Annotated in this window: 15 protein-coding genes; 9 read left to right on the top strand and 6 right to left on the bottom strand. The window is 51.5% G+C overall.

Annotated elements, in window-relative coordinates:
• The first annotated feature begins 128 nt into the window (after positions 1-128).
• On the top strand, positions 129-671 hold the full coding sequence (gene zapC / locus IB214_RS16220; protein WP_117341729.1) for a cell division protein ZapC: 543 nt from the start codon (positions 129-131) through the stop codon (positions 669-671).
• Here zapC and IB214_RS16215 read toward each other — a convergent pair.
• Complete coding sequence (locus tag IB214_RS16215; protein WP_117341730.1) at positions 668-1,777, bottom strand: YcbX family protein; 1,110 nt, start codon at positions 1,775-1,777, stop codon at positions 668-670. The genes zapC and IB214_RS16215 overlap by 4 nt on opposite strands.
• Before the next feature lie 98 nt (positions 1,778-1,875).
• Here IB214_RS16215 and rlmKL point away from each other — a divergent pair, with 98 nt between their 5' ends.
• From rlmKL to rmf, 6 genes are all read left to right on the top strand, one after another.
• Positions 1,876-3,984 carry a bifunctional 23S rRNA (guanine(2069)-N(7))-methyltransferase RlmK/23S rRNA (guanine(2445)-N(2))-methyltransferase RlmL gene (gene rlmKL, locus IB214_RS16210; RefSeq protein ID WP_117341731.1) on the top strand — a complete coding sequence of 703 codons (2,109 nt, stop codon included), beginning with the start codon at positions 1,876-1,878 and terminating at the stop codon, positions 3,982-3,984.
• A 12-nt stretch (positions 3,985-3,996) separates the two neighbouring features.
• A complete protein-coding gene (locus IB214_RS16205; protein WP_096757647.1) occupies positions 3,997-5,904 on the top strand; it encodes an ABC transporter ATP-binding protein in 1,908 nt (635 codons plus the stop codon).
• 14 nt (positions 5,905-5,918) lie between these two features.
• On the top strand, positions 5,919-7,172 hold the full coding sequence (pqiA, locus tag IB214_RS16200; protein ID WP_096757646.1) for a membrane integrity-associated transporter subunit PqiA: 1,254 nt from the start codon (positions 5,919-5,921) through the stop codon (positions 7,170-7,172).
• Positions 7,173-7,176: 4 nt separating this feature from the next.
• Positions 7,177-8,817, top strand: coding sequence for an intermembrane transport protein PqiB (pqiB, locus tag IB214_RS16195; RefSeq protein ID WP_117341732.1), 1,641 nt, complete (start codon positions 7,177-7,179; stop codon positions 8,815-8,817).
• Positions 8,814-9,377, top strand: coding sequence for a membrane integrity-associated transporter subunit PqiC (gene pqiC / locus IB214_RS16190; protein ID WP_117341733.1), 564 nt, complete (start codon positions 8,814-8,816; stop codon positions 9,375-9,377). Before pqiB ends, pqiC begins: the two co-directional genes overlap by 4 nt.
• Before the next feature lie 256 nt (positions 9,378-9,633).
• Positions 9,634-9,801, top strand: coding sequence for a ribosome modulation factor (gene rmf, locus IB214_RS16185; protein ID WP_003035871.1), 168 nt, complete (start codon positions 9,634-9,636; stop codon positions 9,799-9,801).
• 85 nt (positions 9,802-9,886) lie between these two features.
• Here rmf and fabA read toward each other — a convergent pair whose 3' ends face one another.
• Complete coding sequence (gene fabA / locus IB214_RS16180) at positions 9,887-10,405, bottom strand: bifunctional 3-hydroxydecanoyl-ACP dehydratase/trans-2-decenoyl-ACP isomerase (protein WP_003035875.1); 519 nt, start codon at positions 10,403-10,405, stop codon at positions 9,887-9,889.
• A 68-nt stretch (positions 10,406-10,473) separates the two neighbouring features.
• A complete protein-coding gene (locus IB214_RS16175) occupies positions 10,474-12,234 on the bottom strand; it encodes a Lon protease family protein (protein WP_115258918.1) in 1,761 nt (586 codons plus the stop codon).
• A 185-nt stretch (positions 12,235-12,419) separates the two neighbouring features.
• Between IB214_RS16175 and matP the strand changes: the two genes are divergently transcribed.
• Positions 12,420-12,872: a macrodomain Ter protein MatP gene (matP, locus tag IB214_RS16170; RefSeq protein WP_096757641.1), complete on the top strand. Its 453-nt coding sequence runs from the start codon at positions 12,420-12,422 to the stop codon at positions 12,870-12,872.
• A gap of 98 nt (positions 12,873-12,970) precedes the next feature.
• Here matP and ompA read toward each other — a convergent pair whose 3' ends face one another.
• Positions 12,971-14,029: a porin OmpA gene (gene ompA / locus IB214_RS16165; protein WP_117341964.1), complete on the bottom strand. Its 1,059-nt coding sequence runs from the start codon at positions 14,027-14,029 to the stop codon at positions 12,971-12,973.
• A 355-nt stretch (positions 14,030-14,384) separates the two neighbouring features.
• Positions 14,385-14,894, bottom strand: a complete 510-nt coding sequence (gene sulA / locus IB214_RS16160) for an SOS-induced cell division inhibitor SulA (protein WP_096757640.1) — start codon at positions 14,892-14,894, stop codon at positions 14,385-14,387.
• Between the two features lie 216 nt (positions 14,895-15,110).
• Here sulA and IB214_RS16155 point away from each other — a divergent pair, with 216 nt between their 5' ends.
• Positions 15,111-15,725 (top strand): TfoX/Sxy family DNA transformation protein, encoded by a 615-nt coding sequence (locus tag IB214_RS16155; protein ID WP_117341734.1) that lies wholly within the window; start codon positions 15,111-15,113, stop codon positions 15,723-15,725.
• Here the strand turns inward: IB214_RS16155 and yccS are convergent.
• Entirely contained in the window at positions 15,703-17,856 is a 2,154-nt protein-coding gene (yccS, locus tag IB214_RS16150; RefSeq protein WP_117341965.1) for a YccS family putative transporter, read from the bottom strand. The genes IB214_RS16155 and yccS overlap by 23 nt on opposite strands.
• Positions 17,857-17,862: the final 6 nt, after the last annotated feature.

Genomic DNA, 17,862 nt, shown 5'->3' with positions numbered 1-17,862 from the left:
CCCTGGTTGTTTTATATTCCTTTACTGTTGCTTATTTAAACATTCTGAGCTTTTATTATTAGGGCAATAAACGAAGCGGCAAAAGGATACTGTCGTAACGACGATGATTAAGGAATGGAGAGATACTGATGCGAATTAAACCCGACGATAACTGGCGCTGGTATTATGATGAAGAGCACGATCGTATGATGCTCGATTTAGCCAATGGCATGTTATTTCGTTCGCGTTTTGCGCGCAAAATGCTCACACCCGATGCATTCTCTCCGTCCGGTTTTTGTGTTGATGATGCCGCGCTTTATTTTTCTTTTGAAGAAAAATGCCGTGATCTGGATTTAGCCAAAGAACAAAAAGCGGAGCTGGTACTCAATGCGCTGGTGGCTATTCGTTATCTAAAACCGCAAATGCCAAAAAGCTGGCACTTTGTGGCGCACACTGTTAGTTGGTCACCGAGGATAGGTGACGCTGCCTGCGTGTATTTAAGCGATACCGAGGAACAGGTCAATCTGTTAGTGGTTGAGCCGGGGGAAAATGCGGCCCTGTGTCTGTTGGCACAGCCGGGCGTGGTTATTGCCGGGCGCACCATGCAGCTTGGCGACGCCATTAAAATCATGAATGACAGACTGAAACCGCAACTCCCTGTCGACAGTTTCAGCCTTGAGCAGGCCGTTTAACTCTCCAGCCTGACCGCTGTTTTTGGCACACAACTGCAGCAAAGAATCGTCCCGTCATCACCAATCGCTGATTTTTTCAGCGGACTGACTTCGCCCTCTACCAGCCGAATCCGGCAGCATCCGCAGATCCCCGCCCTGCACGAATAAGGAACCCGGATCCCCTGGTTTTCCAGTTGTTCCAGTAACACCTGTTGATTGTTGCCACGAAAGGTGTGCCCCTGCCAGTCGATAAGCACGCTGGCATCAGGCTGCTGCTGCTGTGCAATAGTGTCATCGGAAGCCACCGCGCCGTAAGCTCGGGCGGGCCCGGTGGACAAAATTTCAACTTCATCGCCAACGCGGATCACGCCGCTGTTGCGGGCAATGAGATTCTGACCGAAATCGACATCGCCGTTATCCACCGCGCTGCGGAAGGTTTGCAGCGTTGCCAGCGGTTCACCGGACGGATGTTTCTGGCCTTTTTCAGGACTGATAGTGGTGAAAATACAGCGGCTGCAGGGTTTTGCCACATCAAAGATGACCTCGCCAATGCGAATCACCTTCCAGGTGTCTTCCTCCCAGGCGCTAGCCCCTGAGACCACCAGGTTGGGGCGAAACTGCTCCATTCTGATACTGGCCGGGCAGCGTTGCTGCACATCGCGTAGTGAGGCTTCATTAGTCAGAAGGTAAGGAAAACCATCGGCGAACGAGAGCGGTACGCCGTCGTGGCGTTTGACCCGGCGGGTTAACTGTGGGCCAACCCAGCGTAACTGTACATCGCGCGAGAAAAAACCGCTGAGCCACTGATTGATAGCTGTTGGCGCGATACGTGCAGTAAAATGGTTTCCCCAGACTTCTGTTGGCGCATCCTGGGTGGCGAAGTCGGCAAAACGGACCAACGCACTGCTGCCGTCGGGTGCGGTTAAGTGCAACCCATCGTGTAAAGGGGAAGGGGTAAAACGGACCATCTGGGGGAACTGCCGGGCGGTGATGAACGTTCCGTCGGGTTCGGTAACCATAAAGATGCGGTCAAAGGCCAGACCGCTAACGTCTGCCAGGGCGTGCGTGAGCCCAATACCGCGCATTGATTTAACCGGATGAACAAAAAGTCGGGTTAACGTTACCACTGTACAGCCCCTCGAACGAAAATAAGCCTTCAACTTTATGACAAGGGCGCGAGATTAGCTATAATGCGCAGCAATTTTATTGGAGTAAAAGTGACATTATGAATTCTCTGTTTGCCAGTACGGCCCGTGGGCTGGAAGAGCTGTTAAAAACTGAACTGGAAAACCTCGGCGCCGCGGAGTGCCAGGTGGTTCAGGGTGGGGTCCATTTTAAGGGCGACACGCGGCTTGTTTACCAGAGCCTGATGTGGAGCCGCCTGGCCTCGCGCATTATCCTGCCGATGGGAGAGTGCAAGGTCTACAGCGATCTTGATCTGTACCTCGGTGTTCAGGCAATCGACTGGACAGAGATATTTAACCCAGGAGCGACGTTTGCCGTGCATTTTAGCGGCTTAAACGACACCATTCGTAACAGCCAGTACGGCGCATTAAAAGTAAAGGACGCGATTGTCGATTCCTTTACCCGTAAAAATATGGCCCGTCCGAATGTGGATCGCGAATCCCCGGATCTGCGTATTAACGTCTGGCTGAACAAAGATACCGCCAGCATTGCCCTCGATCTTAGCGGTGATGGTCTGCATCAGCGCGGCTATCGCGATCGTGCCGGTCAGGCGCCGATCAAAGAGACACTGGCTGCGGCTATCGTGATGCGTTCTGGCTGGCAGCCGGGTACGCCGCTGCTCGATCCGATGTGTGGTTCCGGTACGCTGCTGATTGAAGCCGCGATGTGGGCAACCGATCGCGCACCCGGTCTGCACCGTGGCTACTGGGGCTTTAACGGTTGGGCGCAGCATGATGAAGCGGTCTGGCAAGAGGTGAAAGCGGAAGCACAGGTTCGCGCGCGTAAAGGGCTGGCGGACTATACGTCGCACTTCTATGGCTCTGATAGCGACGCCCGAGTGATTGAAAAAGCGCGCAGCAACGCCCGCCGCGCTGGGATTGCCGATCTGGTGACATTTGACGTCAAAGACGTAGCGAAACTGAGTAACCCGCTACCGCAAGGTCCGTATGGTACCGTTATCAGCAACCCGCCGTACGGTGAACGTCTGGATAGCGAACCGGCGCTGATCGCACTACACAGCCTGCTGGGCCGCACGATGAAAAACCAGTTTGGCGGCTGGAATCTGTCGCTGTTCAGCGCCTCACCGGATTTGCTCAGCAGTCTGCAATTACGCGCTGACAAGCAGTTTAAAGCCAAAAACGGCCCGCTGGATTGCGTACAGAAAAACTATCACGTCGCGGAAACCACTGCAGATAGTAAGCCTGCCACGGTGGCGGAAGACTACGCCAACCGTCTGCGTAAAAATATCAAAAAGCTGGAAAAATGGGCGCGTCAGGAAGGCATTGAATGCTATCGCCTGTACGATGCTGACCTGCCAGAATACAACGTCGCAGTCGACCGCTACGGTGACTGGGTTGTGGTTCAGGAATACGCGCCGCCGAAGACGGTTGATGCCCAGAAGGCTCGCCAGCGTCTGTTTGACATCATTGCCGCCACGCTGTCGGTACTGGAGATTGCGCCGAATAAACTGGTGCTGAAAACCCGTGAACGGCAGAAAGGGAAAAACCAGTATCAGAAGATGAATGAGAAGGGTGAATTCATTGAGGTGAGCGAGTACAACGCGCGCCTGTGGGTTAACCTGACCGACTATCTTGATACCGGTCTGTTCCTGGATCACCGTATAGCGCGCCGCATGCTGGGCCAGATGAGCAAGGGTAAAGATTTCCTCAATCTGTTCTCGTATACCGGCAGCGCCAGCGTACACGCCGGGCTTGGCGGTGCGCGCAGCACCACAACGGTCGATATGTCTCGTACTTATCTGGAGTGGGCGGAACGTAACCTGCGACTTAACGGGCTGAGCGGCCGCGCGCATCGTTTAATTCAGGCCGACTGCCTGGGCTGGCTGCGCGAAGCCAATGAACAGTTTGATCTGATCTTCATCGATCCACCGACCTTCTCTAACTCAAAACGTATGGAAGACTCGTTTGACGTGCAGCGCGATCATCTGGCGCTAATGAAAGATCTGAAGCGTCTGCTGCGTAAAGACGGCACGATCATGTTCTCTAACAACAAACGTGGATTCCGTATGGATCTCGACGGACTGGCTGAACTGGGATTGAAAGCACAAGAAATTACCCAAAAAACGCTTTCTCAGGACTTTGCCCGTAACCGTCAGATCCACAATTGCTGGCTGATTACAGCAGCCTGAAAGGAAAAATAAATGTCATTAATCAGTATGCATGGTGCATGGCTGTCGTTCAGCGATGCGCCGCTTCTTGATAATGCTGAACTGCATATCGAAGATAACGAGCGCGTTTGTCTGGTTGGCCGTAACGGCGCGGGCAAATCGACGCTGATGAAGATCCTCAACCGTGAACAGGGTCTTGACGACGGACGTATTATTTATGAACAGGATCTGGTTGTGGCACGTCTGCAGCAGGATCCGCCGCGTAACGTGCAGGGTACCGTCTACGATTTCGTTGCCGAAGGGATTGCAGAGCAGGCGGTGTATCTCAAGCGTTACCATGATATTTCGCATCTGGTGATCACCGATCCGAGTGATAAAAACCTGCAGGAACTGGCGAAGGTTCAGGAACAGCTGGATCACCACAATCTGTGGCAACTGGAAAACCGCATCAATGAAGTACTGGAACAGCTTGGGCTGGAGCCAGACATGGAACTGGCATCGCTTTCCGGCGGTTGGCTGCGTAAAGCCGCACTGGGCCGGGCGTTAGTCAGCAATCCACGCGTATTGTTGCTGGATGAACCGACCAACCATCTGGATATCGAAACCATCGACTGGCTGGAAGGGTTCCTGAAAACCTTCAATGGAACGATCATCTTCATTTCTCACGACCGTTCGTTTATTCGCAATATGGCAACGCGTATTGTCGATCTCGATCGCGGCAAGCTGGTGACCTATCCGGGTAATTACGATCAGTACCTGCTGGAGAAAGAAGAAGCGCTGCGTGTAGAAGAGCTTCAGAATGCGGAGTTTGACCGCAAACTGGCGCAGGAAGAGGTCTGGATCCGTCAGGGCATTAAAGCGCGCCGTACACGTAACGAAGGCCGCGTGCGTGCGCTGAAGGCGATGCGTCGTGAGCGTGGCGAGCGTCGTGAAGTGATGGGTACCGCGAAGATGCAGGTCGAAGAGGCGAGCCGTTCGGGTAAAATCGTCTTTGAAATGGAGAATGTTGATTACCAGATTAACGGTAAACAACTGGTGAAAGACTTCTCGGCGCAGGTACAGCGTAGTGACAAAATTGCGCTAATTGGACCTAACGGTTGCGGTAAAACAACGCTAATCAAGCTGATGTTGGGTCAGTTACAGGCTGACAGCGGTCGTATCCATGTCGGTACCAAGCTGGAAGTGGCTTATTTTGACCAACACCGCGCGGAGCTGGATCCGGATAAAACCGTCATGGATAACCTGTCGGAAGGTAAGCAAGAGGTGATGGTCAACGGTAAACCACGTCACGTGCTGGGCTACCTGCAGGACTTCCTGTTCCACCCTAAGCGTGCGATGACACCAGTGCGTGCGCTCTCCGGTGGGGAACGAAACCGTCTGTTACTGGCGCGTCTTTTTCTGAAGCCCAGCAATCTTTTGATTCTCGATGAACCAACGAACGATCTCGACGTCGAAACGCTGGAACTTCTCGAAGAGTTGATTGACGGTTATCAGGGAACCGTGTTGCTGGTTAGCCACGATCGTCAGTTTGTCGATAACACCGTTACCGAGTGTTGGATCTTTGAAGGCGGCGGCAAAATTGGTCGTTATGTAGGCGGTTACCATGACGCACGTGAGCAGCAGTCACAGTATGTGGCGTTTAAACAGCCTGTTGCCAAAAAAACAGAGGAAGTTGCTGCCCCTAAAGCAGAAATTGTAAAACGCGGCACCAGCAAACTAAGCTATAAACACCAGCGCGAACTGGAGCAGCTCCCTGCGCAGCTTGAAGAGCTGGAAGCTAAACTGGAAACGTTGCAGGCCCAGGTTGCTGATGCTTCTTTTTTCAGTCAGCCACATGAGCAAACGCAGCAGGTATTAGCTAATCTGAGCGAAGCGGAACAAGAACTTGAGCAAGCCTTTGAGCGCTGGGAGTATCTTGAGTCTTTGAAGAATGGCGCATAATTAAAGGAGCGCATATGTGCGAACATCACCATGCCGCGAAGCATATTTTGTGCTCGCAGTGTGACATGCTGGTGGCATTACCGAGCCTGACGCATGGTCAAAAAGCGGCATGTCCAAGATGTGGCACGACATTAACCGTTGCGTGGGACGCGCCAAGACAGCGTCCCACCGCGTATGTTATCGCAGCATTGTTCATGCTGCTTTTATCGAACCTTTTTCCCTTTGTGAACATGAATGTCGCAGGGGTGAGCAGCGAAGTCACGTTGCTGGAAATCCCCGGTGTTCTGTTTTCAGAAGACTACGCCAGTCTTGGCACCTTCTTTTTATTATTCGTGCAGTTGGTTCCTGCTTTTTGCCTGTTCACCATCTTATTGCTGGTGAACCGGGTTGAGATGCCCTGGCGGCTGAAAGCGTGGCTGGCGCGGATTCTGTTTCAGTTAAAAAGCTGGGGAATGGCAGAAATTTTCCTCGCAGGCGTGTTGGTGAGCTTTGTTAAGCTGATGGCCTATGGCGATATCGGCGTGGGGAGCAGCTTTATCCCGTGGTGCCTGTTTTGCGTTCTTCAGTTGCGTGCCTTTCAGTGTGTCGATCGTCGCTGGCTGTGGGATGATATCGCGCCAATGCCGGAGGTTAAGCAGGTCTTAAAACCCGGTGTACCCGGTATTCACCAGGGGTTGCGTTCCTGCTCCTGTTGTACCGCGATTCTTCCCGCTGACGAGCCGGTCTGCCCGCGCTGTCAGACAACGGGCTACGTGCGACGTAAAAACAGTCTGCAATGGACGCTGGCACTCCTGTTCACGTCGATCATGCTGTATCTGCCCGCCAATATTATGCCGATCATGATTACCGATTTGTTAGGGTCAAAACTGCCATCAACCATTATTGAAGGCGTTGTTTTAATCTGGAGCGAAGGTTCTTATCCGGTGGCAGCGGTCATCTTTATTGCCAGTATTCTGGTGCCGACGCTAAAAATGATCGCCATTGCCTGGCTGTGCTGGGATGCCAAAGGGCACGGCAAACGCGACAGTGAACGTATGCATTTCATTTATGAAGTTGTGGAATTTGTCGGTCGTTGGTCAATGATCGATGTTTTTGTTATTGCGGTACTCTCTGCGCTGGTGCGTATGGGAGGGTTGATGAACATTTATCCTGCAATGGGTGCATTGATGTTTGCTTTAGTCGTCATTATGACAATGTTTTCTGCGATGACGTTTGATCCACGTCTGTCGTGGGACCGTGAACCAGAACCAGGCCATGAGGAGTCCTGACAGCATGGAATCTAAAAGTGGGGAAGCCAAAGTGCAAAAGGTTAAAAACTGGTCGCCCGTGTGGATATTCCCAATCGTCACCGCACTCATCGGCGCGTGGGTCCTGTTTTATCACTACAGTCATCAGGGGCCGGTCGTCACGCTGATTACAACCAATGCTGAAGGTATTGAAGGTGGCAAAACCACGATCAAGAGCCGCAGCGTGGATGTCGGCGTCGTTGAGAGTGCCACGTTGACCGACGATTTGACGCATGTTGAAATTAAAGCACGTCTCAATTCTGGTATGGAAAAGCTGCTGCATAAAGACTCGGTCTTTTGGGTAGTGAAGCCGCAGGTGGGACGTGAAGGTATCAGTGGCTTAGGCACGCTGTTATCCGGGGCGTATATTGAACTGCAGCCGGGTAACAAAGGCAGCCAGCTCGCCAATTATCAGTTGCTGGACTCTCCACCGCTGGCACCGCCAGATGCGAAGGGGATCCGCGTGATTTTGGACAGCAAAAAAGCCGGTCAGCTTAGCCCGGGAGACCCGGTGTTGTTCCGCGGGTATCGCGTAGGGTCAGTTGAGACCAGCACCTTTGATGCGCAAAAACGCTCCATCAGCTATCAGCTTTTCATTAATGCGCCAAACGATCGCCTGGTCACCAGCAACGTACGTTTCTGGAAGGACAGCGGTATTGCCGTCGATCTCACCTCGGCGGGGATGCGTGTAGAAATGGGATCGCTAACCACGCTGTTTGGCGGTGGAGTCAGCTTTGATGTGCCGGAGGGGTTAGAACAAGGCCAGCCGGTTGCACAACAGGCCACGTTTAGCCTGTATGACGATCAAAAAAGTATTCAGGACTCGCTGTATACGGATCACATTGATTACCTGATGTTCTTTAAAGACTCGATTCGCGGGTTGCAGCCTGGTGCGCCGCTGGAGTTCCGTGGTATTCGCCTCGGTACGGTTAGCAAGGTGCCTTTCTTTGCCCCGAATATGCGTCAGGTGTTCAATGATGATTATCGTATTCCGGTGCTGGTGCGCATTGAACCAGAACGCCTTAAGGCGCAGTTGGGTGAAGATACTGATGTCGGTACCCATCTGGCCGAATTGCTCAAGCGTGGATTAAGAGGATCCCTGAAAACAGGGAATTTGGTCACCGGGGCGCTGTATGTCGATCTGGACTTCTATCCGAAGGATCCACCGATTACGGGCGTGCGCGAATTTAATGGTTACCAAATTATCCCGACCGTGAGCAGTGGTCTGGCGCAGATCCAGCAACGTTTGATGGAAGCATTGGATAAGATTAATAATCTGCCACTGAATCCGATGATTGTGCAGGCGACCACGACACTTTCAGAAAGCCAGCGCACGATGAAACATCTGCAAACGACGCTGGATAACATGAATAAGATCACCGGTAGCCAGTCGATGCAGCAGCTTCCTGCGGATATGCAGAATACACTGCGCGAACTGAATCGTAGCATGCAGGGCTTCCAGCCAGGTTCTGCGGCCTATAACAAGATGGTGGCAGATATGCAGCGTCTTGATCAGGTTCTGCGTGAGCTGCAGCCGGTATTGAAAACGTTGAACGATAAGAGTAACGCGCTGGTGTTTGAAGCGAAGGACAAAAAAGATCCAGAGCCGAAGAGGGCGAAACAATGAAAAAGTGGCTAGTGGTGATGATGGCGGTCTGGCTGACGTCATGCAGCTCCAACGGAGAGAATAAAAGCTATTACCAGCTCCCTATCGCCCAAGGGGGCGTACAGAGTAGCGCTAACCAGGGTAACCGCCTGTTGTGGGTTGAGCAGGTGGCGGTACCGGATTACCTGGCAGGTAATGGCGTGGTGTACCAAACCAGTGATGTGAAGTACGTTATTGCCAACAGTAATCTGTGGGCCAGCCCGTTAGATCAGCAGTTGCGTAACACTCTCGTCGCCAACCTGAGCACGCAGTTGCCAGGGTGGGTGGTTGCCTCTCAACCGTTGGGCAGTACGCAGGACACGCTCAATGTGACGGTAACCGGCTTCCATGGCCGCTACGATGGTAAAGTGATCGTCAGTGGTGAATGGTTGCTGAATCACCAGGGACAACTGATTAAGCGCCCGTTCCACATCGAAGCCATGCAGACGCAAGATGGCTATGATGAGATGGTGAAGGTACTGGCCAGCGCATGGAGTCAGGAGGCGACGGCTATCGCTCAAGAACTGAAACGCATTCCTTAAGCTTAAATAATTGTAAATTACACCGCCTTCGGCTCAGCGCCCTGGGCGGTTTTTTTTATTTTTTTCGCGACTGATATAACTGTTCTGACTCATGATTTTTGTATAGATGATTTACCGGGTAGCTCACAAATATGACACTGGCGTGAATTTTGCGCATTGACGAGTCTGATGTTTCGGGGTATTCGTTTAGTGTGATTGCACACTTAGTAATCACTGTTTTCTTTTCCACCAGACCCAAAGATGAGGGAAACGAGGCATGAAGAGACAAAAACGAGATCGCCTGGAACGGGCACATCAACGTGGATATCAGGCCGGCATCGCCGGACGCTCAAAAGAAATGTGTCCCTATCAGACGCTGAATCAAAGGTCATACTGGCTGGGAGGCTGGCGAGAAGCCATGGGGGATAGGGTGTTAATGGCCTGATTCTGTCTCTTTAGATAAAAGAAACCTCCGCATTGCGGAGGTTTCGCCTTTTGTAGCATCTTATCAGGCTAACAGATGTCCGCAATTAGAACGCAGACGTATCCTGGAAAAGGCCTACTTTCAGATCGTTCGCCGTGTAGATCAGACGACCATCAACCAGCACTTCACCATCTGCCAGGCCCATGATCAGGCGGCGGTTAACGATACGTTTGAAGTGAATGCGGTAAGTGACTTTCTTCGCGGTCGGCAGAACCTGACCGGTGAATTTCACTTCACCCACGCCCAGTGCACGGCCTTTACCTTCACCACCGAGCCAGCCGAGATAGAATCCAACCAGCTGCCACATGGCATCCAGACCCAGGCAGCCTGGCATCACCGGATCGCCAATAAAATGGCAACCGAAGAACCACAGGTCCGGGTTGATATCCAGTTCAGCTTCAACATAACCTTTGTCAAAGTTGCCACCGGTTTCGGTCATCTTGATGACACGGTCCATCATCAGCATGCTTGGTGCAGGCAGTTGTGGGCCTTTTGCGCCAAACAGCTCACCGCGACCAGAGGCAAGAAGGTCTTCTTTTGTATAGGATTCGCGTTTATCTACCATGTTCTCTGTAAGCCTTATCTTATTGAAGCACGCAGGATAGCTAACACGTGTACGCTGAACAAGTCCGATCAGTTCGGAATAATCCAGTTCAGCCAACGCAGCGGCCATGGAAAACGGTGACGACCTTCCTGTTGCGTTGCCGCAGCAATACGCTCCTGGATAGTTTGCATCAACGTTGTTTGGCCTTCGCCATCCCACACCAAATTTAACAACAGTGGCAACGCATCGGTCACGTCATCCACCGCCCAAATAGTGAACTTTTCTTCTTCAACGGCCTGTAACAGGGCTGGCGGTAGGCTCAGGTGCCTGACGTTGGCTGAAGGGATAATCACGCCCTGCGTACCGGTTAATTCACGCTGCTGGCAGATAGTGAAGAAACCTTCAATTTTCTCGTTCAGGCCACCGACAGGTTGCGCCCGGCCAAACTGATCGACAGAACCGGTAATCGCGATGCTTTGATTGACAGGAACATCGGCAAGGGCGCTAATTAATGCGCACAGTTCAGCCATGGATGCGCTGTCTCCATCTACTTCGCTGTAGGATTGCTCGAAGGTTAGCGAGGCAGAGAAGGGGATTTGCTGTTCGAGCTGCAGTTCCGACATCAGGAACGCCTGCATGATCATCATACCCTTGGCATGAATATTTCCGCCCAGTTCGGCTTTACGCTCAACATCGGTAAATTCGCCATCGCCAATATGCACAACGCAGCTGATACGAGAAGGTTCACCAAACGCGCGAGGATGCCCTGGAAACTCAATCACCGACAGCGCGTTTATTTGTCCAATTTGCTCGCCTTCCGTCTCGATAAGGATCTGCTCTTGCAGGATCTCATCCTGCATGCGTTCGGCCAGGAAACCTTCCCGCCATTCGCGTTGCGCCAGCATCAGACCCAGCTGTTCTGCGCTGCAGGTTTCGCCTTCACAAAGGGGGGCCACTTCCTTGAACTGGCGGATGATCCACAGCGGATTAAGCGGTAATGTCGCCTGATCGCCGGTATAACGAACGGCCTCACGCACCAGCGTTTGCCAGGCGTCAGGGGCGGGATAGGGAAGATTGTTGCGTATGGCGGTATGCGTGACCCACTGACACCACTGGGTCATGGTTTCAGCATCCACTATCTGCAGATTATCTTCAAACTCGCTGTAAATTGCCTGTTCAGCTAATTCTGGTTCCATTTCCTGGAAATCGGCCAGCGACTCACGCTCACCGACTAACACCACTTTCAGTTTCAGCGGCATAGACGGTACGGAGACAGGAAGTGGACGAGATTCGTCGAAAGCTACCCAGTCAAAGCGCTCGTGGCTGACAATGGCTTTCAGGCGCATCCACAGCAGGGGTTGAGCCAATAGGGTGCGTAATGAGATAACCAGCACGCCCCCGTTTGCCTGATGCACCAGTCCCGGTTGCAGCGTAATTTCACCATTGAACTGACGCAAACAGCCAAACAGTTGTTCGGCTTCAACCCAGTCAGCATTGACTACCTGAGTTAAGGTCGCAAAATTGTCTTCTGCGTGCTGTGCTGCACGGTAACGGATAGTGTGCCCAGAGATGTCGTAATGACCTCCGGTTAAGCTTCCGGCATCCGTATGTAATGAGCGCGCAGCCGTGGCGATAAGATTGAGATACTCAAGCTCTTCCGGCGCTTTCACCAGCATAAAGGAGGACGTCGCCCATTGCTGAAGCAGTTGCTCAAGCGCAAATTGTAAGCGTGGTTGAGTATCACTGAGTAAGGTATCGGTTTCGTCAGTGACGTGCGGCTGTGCAAATATTTCCTGATAACTGTCAGTATCAGGAACCAGATCACGCCATGCAAGTTTCGTAATGGTCAAAGTTGATGTTTTTTAGTCTGTTGTAAAAAACGAGATTATACCGTAACCGTCAGCACTGCACACGTGGAATGCACCGCTAAACGGGGATGATGACGCGCGACAGTTCACAGGCTGGATATTCTTTTCTTCAGATGCCCAAAAAGCTGATATTCTGATAAGAGTTACACGGTAACATTGAGATCGCAATGAAATATCAACAACTTGAAAATCTTGAAAGCGGCTGGAAATGGAAGTATCTGGTGAAAAAGCATCGTGAAGGGGAGTTGATTACCCGTTACGTGGAAGCCAGCGCTGCCGAAGAAGCCGTTGATTTATTGCTAACCCTCGAAAATGAACCGGTTCGGGTGAATACCTGGATTGAAGAACACATGAATGCCGCGCTGCAAAATCGTATGAAGCAAACCATACGCGCGAGGCGTAAGCGGCACTTTAATGCAGAGCATCAGCATACGCGTAAGAAATCTATCGATCTGGAGTTCATGGTTTGGCAGCGCTTAGCAGGGCTTGCGCAGCGGCGTGGAAAAACGCTTTCTGAAACCATCGTGCAGCTGATTGAAGACGCTGAGCATAAAGAGAAGTACGCGAACAAAATGTCCACATTGAAGCAGGATTTACAAGCGCTGCTGGGAAAAGAATAGCCTGATGTCGGCTTCGGTGTGCTGAGCACCCACGTTTTTATGGTGAACCACAGGTGAAAAAAAACCCCGCATCGCGGGGTTTTTTATTAGACGAGAACTTAAGCCTGAGGCTGAGTTACAACGTCTTTGATGCCTTTAACTTCGATCTCAACACGACGATCCGGAGCCAGGCAGTCGATCAGTGCAGCGCGAGCTTTCACGTTGTCACAGGTGTTGCCAGTAACTGGGTTAGATTCGCCCATGCCACGTGCAGAGATTTTGTCAGAAGGAATACCTTTAGAGATCAGGTAATCAACAACGGACTGAGCACGTTTCTCAGACAGGCTCTGGTTGTAAGCGTCAGAACCGATACGGTCAGTGAAGCCCAGAACCACAACGGAACCGTCTTTCGGATCCAGGTTGCTCAGCTGGCTGTACATCTGATCCAGAGCCTGCTGGCCTTCTGGTTTCAGAGTCGCTTTGTTGAAGTTGAACAGAACGTCAGACTTCAGAGTGAAGTGCTTGGTCTGTACTTCTGGAGCCGGAGCCGGAGCTACAACTACTGGAGCTGCTTCTTCCTGCTGGCCGAAACGGTAAGAAACACCAACGCTCAACAGGCCGTTATCCGGACGACCACCAACGGTGTTCGCGTCACCGATGTTGTTGGTCCACTGGTATTCCAGACGGGTAGCGATTTCAGGAGTAATTGCATACTCTACGCCGCCAGCGAATACTGGGGATACGCCAGTGTCGTGGTCTTTGAAGCCATTGCTGCTTTTAGCGTCTGCACGCCAAACCATACCACCCAGACGGGTATAAACGTCCAGATCGTCAGTGATTGGGTAACCCAGTTTAGCGGTCAGCTGAACGCCCTGAGCTTTGAAAGCGCCGTTTTGATTAGTAGCGTCGGCAGTGCCTTTGTACGGCATACGACCTAACCAGTCGTAACCCATTTCAAAACCAACGTACGGGTTAACCTGATAACCACCGAACGCACCAGCACCCAGTTGGCTTTCGTGGGTCGGGCCGGTGTTGTTGATCTGGTTGTTGCCTACGTCATGGAACTGAGACCAGCCCATTTTAGCACCAGCGTACCAGGTGTTATCTTTCGGAGCGGCCTGCGCCACGGTAGCGAAACCAGCCAGTGCCACTGCAATTGCGATAGCTGTCTTTTTCATTTTTTGCGCCTCGTTATCATCCAAAATTCGCCATGACTATCTCCAGAGAGATAACACGGTTAAATCCTTCACCCGGGGATCAGTTCAATAGTTACTCTACCGATATCTGCGGCTTAAGCCGAGCACCCCTGGCGATGTAAAGTCTACAACGTAGTTGAAAACTTACAAGTGTGAACTCTGTCAGGCATATGAAAAAAAAAGGCTTGTATACACAATATTTAACATTTATGGCTGATAAATTGAACGGAAAACTTCTCTACAACCGCTTCTGACAGGCGTTCACACAAAATATGCGTTATATCTCAATGGCTGATTGAGGGATGAAAAAAAATTCCAGGATTAATCCTAATTTTACTTAATGATACAAATTCGAGTGAATTTTTAGCCCGGAATGCTGTCTCCCCGCAAGTGCCTGAGCGCGAACAGGACGCATAATAAATCCCATTGCATTCCCTTCATCTGCAGCTTTCACCAGTTCTGCATGTTCATCTTCTGTTAATTCTTCAGTCAGCCAGCCGATAACCACGCTGTAATTGCCGGTGCGCAGCGCGCGAACCATCGATTCTAACGTGTGGCAGGGAGAGAGTTGACTAATTTGCATAACTTTCGTTAATGGAAGCCCCGCTGATTGCACCCATTCACGGCTCAGCTTTTGTTGTGGCGTAAGCCAGAGCTGCCAGCGTGATTGCTGTCCTAACTGCTGAAGCAGGGGTAATAGCAGTAATTGCGTCATCATGGGCTGGTCCTCGCGATAGACCACTTCACTGATAAGCCCGGCAGTCGCATTTTCTGAAGAAACGCGCGCACTATTGCTTGATGTTGAAGAGAACGACGAAGAACGATTTGCGTAGCCTGAAGTGTACATAATCAATCCAGCCCTGTGAGTTACTGTATGGATATACAGTAACCCTGCTATCACTAAAGATCAACCTTATTTTCGGAAACAGACTCGCAATTTTTAGCCGTCGTGGCGGGAAATATAAAATTCATCTTGCCCCTTGGGGCTAAGTTGCCTATCGTCGTCATTAACGGATCTGTTACTGGAAATCATTCCATTATCTTATGATTTAAAAGGACTTTTATGAAAAACCTCTCTTATGCCAGGATCTATAAATCACAAGAATATTTGGCCTCTTTAGGTACAATTAGCTACCGCTCTTTATTTGGCAGTTATAGCCTGACGGTGGGCGATACGGTCTTTGCAATGGTTGCCGACGGTGAGTTATACCTGCGGGCCTGTGAGCAAAGCGTACAGTACTGTGTCAAACATTCCCCGGTCTGGTTGACGTTTATGAAGCGGGGACGTCCCGTGATACTCAACTATTATCAAGTTAATGATGCGCTGTGGCGAAACCATCCGCAGTTGGTGTCTTTATCACGATATTCGCTGGATGCCGCAGTAAAAGAAAAGCAGACGCGTGTTTCGCAACACCGGTTACGGGAACTGCCGAACATTTCCTTTCATCTGGAGACCCTACTGAGTGAAGCCGGGATTAACGATGAGAGTACATTACGCACCCTGGGTGCTCAAATGTGTTGGCTAAAGCTTTTGCAAATTAACCCATCGCTGACAGTGAAAATTCTTTATGCGCTTGAGGGTGCAATCAGTGGGATACATGAAGCTGCACTCCCGACGGTTCGCCGCCGGGAGTTGGTTGAGTGGGTGAGTTCACTTAAGCCTGAACCGGGTTACTAATGGGTAATGCCGCGATTTGTTGCTGTAACCGACTGATTTCTGGTAACAGCGCAATCAATAATCCAACCTGTTGTACGACCAGCGGTTCTTTGGTGTCCTGGCTCGGTTCAAGATGTTGAATCCGTTGTTTAAGACTTTCCAGAGCCTGGTATACGCGCTGCTCGTCAGCGGGTTGATGATGAAGCGCATCATCAACATAGCAGACCGCGTCGTCCAGTAATGCCAGGACTTCCGGGTTAGTCAGCTGTTCCCGGTGAGCGCCGAGAGCGGAAATATAGCTGGTGAAGGTATGGTTGAGGCACAGCAAACGGAATGCCATTTCGCGCGTTTGGGCTGTAACATCTGGTTCACTCGACATGTTCGACACCACGGAAGCAAGCTCCGCATCACGGTTATGTGCATCACGGCGGGCAATTCGGTATGCCAGACGGTTATCACGGCCCTGATGATATTGCTCAAGGATAGCGTCCAGATAGCGGCAGTTAGCATCCGTTGCTCGTTCGATGACCCGTGGTAAATTACGAAAACGCCAGTCTGGCCAGATAAAACTGACGGCAGCCCAGGCAATCGCACAGCCGATCAGCGTATCGATGACTCGCGGCAGTGCGACCTCGAACCCTTCTCCCAGCAGGTTAAAGCATAATAATACCAGCAGGGTGATAAATATGGTCGCATGGGCATACTGTACGTTGCGAAAGGCGAAAAAGAGCACGCCGGTAATCACCAACAGGATGAGCTGCCCTTCCAGAGAGGGGACGAACCACAAAATGGGTAAACCAATCGCTATTCCGACTAAGGTACCAATAATTCTCAGGGCCAGGCGATGTCGGGTGGCGTTGTAGTTTGGCTGACAGACAAACAGACTGGTTAGCAGGATCCAGTATCCATGGTTCATACCGGTTATCTGGATGATGGCGTATCCGACACAGAGCACCAACGACATGCGGATAGCATGGCGAAATAGGGCTGACTCGGGGGTGAAGTTACGGCTCAGACGCAACCAGATATCGGTGAACCCATGTGGGCTGTCATCGGCAAGCTGATTTTCGGACTCATTGCGCGAAATGACCTGCGCCTGCTCGGACTCAATTGTTGCCAATTGTGCGTCGATAGCACGCAGGTTAGCGAGCAAAAATCCCAATGTTTTAAGCAAGTCTGCAGGCGCACCATTAACACGCATGCGCTCAAGTGCGGCATCGATATGGGTGAAAACGCGCTCAAAATGTGGGTCATGTTGGTAGGGTGTGCGCAATAAAATACAGCGTGACAGCTGCATACAGGCTTGCCCCTGCATAGACATCAGGCGCTGGAAGCGAAACATCACGTCGCTGTGACGGAAGTGATCGCGTAGCGTTTGGTATTGAATATGCGAAGAGCTTGCGCGTTCGTGTATATCCTGCGCCACAAAATAGTAGTGTAACGTGCGACGTGTTCCCCGTTGCCCACGGTCACCGCGCAGGCGGGTTAGCAACGACACTTTGGTTTGGTTTAGCGTCGCCATCAGTTGCCCATTGGCCAGCGCTAAATCGTAGAGCGGTGCCTGGCTTTCATCTTCAATGTCGGGATCAAACAGACGGGATTTCAGCTCCAGATAGTGCGCTAACTGCTCATAGCTGCGCGCCAAATTATCCTGCAATGGACGGATTGGGAACAGGAGATGTCCGGTCAATGTCAGCAGGTTGTACCAGATAGCCCCGGCGAGCAGTAGTATCGGCTGCTGATACCACTGATCGTACAGTGACGTGCCCAGCATGGTGTAAATAGCGATAAGCAATGCGCCGAAGGCAATCGTCGCATAGCGCTGGCCTAATCCGCCAAGCAGAATAAAGCCGCTGGTTGAAAGCGTTAATCCAATGGCAAACAGCCACGGCCATGGGAAGAGAAGCTCGACGGACGCTGAGGCAATAAAAAAACAGATCAGCGTAATGATCAAATTGCGCAAGCGACCAGCTAGACGATCGTCGAGGTCGGTTAACGCGGCGGCCACCATGCCCAGCGTCAGTGGGATAGTCAGCTTGACGTCGCCCAGCCACCAGGGCAGCGCGGTGGTGCCACAAAGTGCAATAAAAATTCGCACGTAGTACAGCCAGGTGCTGTTCCAGGTATAGCGTTTGAGCAGAGGACTTAACATAAAGGC

The organism is Citrobacter sp. C1 (genome assembly GCF_014596895.2).
In the GTDB taxonomy this organism is placed as follows: domain Bacteria; phylum Pseudomonadota; class Gammaproteobacteria; order Enterobacterales; family Enterobacteriaceae; genus Citrobacter; species Citrobacter gillenii.
Note: the sequence above shows the minus strand (reverse complement) of the source record. Positions and strands in the feature narration are given on the sequence as shown.